3 protein-coding genes are annotated in these 2,607 nt (G+C 35.1%); 2 read left to right on the top strand and 1 reads right to left on the bottom strand.

What is annotated here, in order from left to right:
- Window positions 1-29: 29 nt before the first annotated feature.
- Entirely contained in the window at window positions 30-1,301 is a 1,272-nt protein-coding gene (locus F6K13_RS27790) for an RNA-guided endonuclease TnpB family protein (protein WP_124154369.1), read from the bottom strand.
- 91 nt (window positions 1,302-1,392) lie between these two features.
- Between F6K13_RS27790 and F6K13_RS27785 the strand changes: the two genes are divergently transcribed.
- Together F6K13_RS27785 and F6K13_RS35480 are read left to right on the top strand one after the other, a co-directional pair.
- Window positions 1,393-1,536 carry a hypothetical protein gene (locus F6K13_RS27785; RefSeq protein WP_161564940.1) on the top strand — a complete coding sequence of 48 codons (144 nt, stop codon included), beginning with the start codon at window positions 1,393-1,395 and terminating at the stop codon, window positions 1,534-1,536.
- Between the two features lie 952 nt (window positions 1,537-2,488).
- The coding region (locus tag F6K13_RS35480) for a 4-Cys prefix domain-containing protein (protein WP_353735728.1) at window positions 2,489-2,607 on the top strand (119 nt) is incomplete at its 3' end.

Raw genomic sequence — 2,607 nt, 5'->3', positions numbered from 1 at the left:
TTGACATACTCCCGGCATCAAATCAGAGATTATGATGCGGGATTCTCATCATTGATGATTCTACGCTCACAGAGATGACTTAGATGGACAATATCACTATTACCAAACCAGAGGTCGGACTCTCCCGTAGCTTTTGGGTCTCCCCCAGATTCCGAGTGCCCCTCGGTACTGTTGACTATTGCTCCTAGCATTTCTAAACCTTTAGCTAAAATGTTCCTTGCTGCATTGTGGTCTCTATCAGCAATATAACTACAATGCGGACATTTGTGAGTCCTAACAGACAAAGATTTTTTAACAGTCTGACCACAATTGGAACAATTTTGAGATGTGAAATGTGGAGGTACTGCTATGCAAGCAATTCCATGCAACTTAGCATAATATTCCAGCCATTCGGTGAACTGATACCAGCTTGCATCAGATATAGATTTAGCTAAGTGATGATTTTTAGCTAGGTTAGCAATGTTCAAATCCTCGTATACTACCAAATCGTGACATTGGATTAACGCCCGTGCAGTCTTTACTGCATGGTCTTTACGCTGTCTACTGATTTTGAGATGCTGCCTGGCTAATTTCTTTCTGGCTTTGTGGTAGTTATTTGATTGTGCCTTTTTTCCTTTCTCGTGGCGGCGCGATACTTTCCGTTGTAGCTTTTTTAGTCGTTTTTCCGACTTCCTTAAATACTTAGGATTATCTACAACATTACCATTACTATCAGTATAAAAAGTATTTAAACCTAAATCTATTCCTACGACATTGCCTTGAAAATTATGAGTTTCTTTTCTCTCTACATTTACTAGAAATTGACAATAATAACCATCAGCTCGTCTCACAACTCTTACACGACTTATTTGTTGCTCTGAATACCAGACTAAATCGCGACTTGTCCACAATTCAAATACACCAGCTTGAAAACCATCTTTAAATTCAATTTTCTTTCTGTCTGGAGATAGCTTATAACCTGTTGATTTGTACTCTATTGAACGAGTGAATTTATTGAATTTTGGATCGCCCTTTTTACCTGGTAATTTCAGTCTACAATTTTTGTAGAATCGTTGTATTGATTGCCATGTTCTATGGGCTGATGCTTGTCTTGCTTGAGAGTTTAACTTTTTCACCCAAGGAAAATTACTATCCTTTGCTAGTACAGAACAAAGCTTTTGTAAGTCATTGCGTTTAACATCTTTATTATCCATCCAGTAGCGCAAACAACTGTTTCTGATGAATTGACCTGTGAGAATCATTTCATCTAAAACTTTGTACTGATTTTGACTGCCTTTTAATTTGGCCTCAATTACTAGCAAAGTTATTGTTAATTCCTTGACTACATTGACTATTATAACTAAATTTACCTAAAATTTATACTGGATAAACTATTAATATTTGTGTCTAATTATGACATCGAATCATAATTATACACGCATCATTCATCCAGACACGCTCATCATAGATTATAGTGCTGGCCTTCTGATGCGTTTAGGTAACTATAGTTTAATTCAATCATATCTGGTGTTAGTTAAGGATGGTCAAATTATTTAAACTTTAGCTATAAAACTACTATTTTACAAATATTATGTTACGCGTAGCATAATGTAGAATGCGCTGAAATGAAACTAACGATTCAATAAAGACTATACTACGATACTATAATAATTTTGAGTTATATCATGTCCGGTTAAACAGTTATAAATAGAGGAGTCAGGAGTCAGGAGTCAGTAGTAGAAGGAGGGAAGAGGAGAAGGAGAAGAAAGTTTTTTTTGATCACTAATTATCTGGACATGATATTAATGCCTAAAGTGGCTGATTGCTTAGGTTAGGTATGATTTTAATTAGAAGTTAGACTATAAGTTGACTATTTAGTTTCTGAGTTGCCACTGAATATGTGACAAAAAATTGATGTAACTCGGCAAAACATTTTGATTACCTGATAAATATTTTATATACATACGAAATATAACGTAGACAAATATTATAGTTAGATAAGTTTAAAGTCTAATCGGCTATTTAGGCTTTAAAAAATTTATCTCTTTATTTTGGTCATTCCCTAAATTATTGTACATTTAAATTGTGAATTATATAGCAATAGACAGGTAGGTGAGGACATAGACTCATAATGCTCCGAATCAGGGGAAATATTTTTCCCACTGTTCTTTCACAGGAGTGCGCGTTCCCTCTCTTGGTCAGCGTTCCCATGGCGAGAATACCTTGCCTCTTACAGAGGACTTAAAGCTTTTTCCTACGGAATTCTGCGCAGCATTTTTGCGCAGCAAAACGCCGACGCGGGGTCGCACCACTGTTCCCTGCTATAGATATTAACTTTAAAAATAGTAATAGTAGCTGGAAATATCTTATTTGTTATTTTTACTATTTTCAAAATAAGTGTATATTAGCTTAACAGAGAATATAAAATCTAAATGCGTCTTAGCTTAATCATTAAGCTTCACTCGATTTTCAAACACCAAAAAAAGCTCTACTGAATTAGACAGCTATTATGAGCTACTGTATTAATCCTAATTGCTTCTACCCAGAAAATCAGAATAATCCTTTATATTGTACAGCTTGTGGCTCCAAATTATTAATTGAAGGACAATATCAAGCTGTCAAAAAACT

The organism is Okeania sp. SIO2B9 (assembly GCF_010672505.1).
Taxonomy (GTDB): domain Bacteria; phylum Cyanobacteriota; class Cyanobacteriia; order Cyanobacteriales; family Microcoleaceae; genus Okeania; species Okeania hirsuta.
This window is presented reverse-complemented; position numbering and strand designations above follow the sequence as displayed.

Excerpts from the sequence above, each read along its gene's own strand:
- F6K13_RS27785 (WP_161564940.1), top strand. The coding sequence starts at position 1,393 with ATGACATCGAATCATAATTATACACGCATCATTCATCCAGACACGCTC.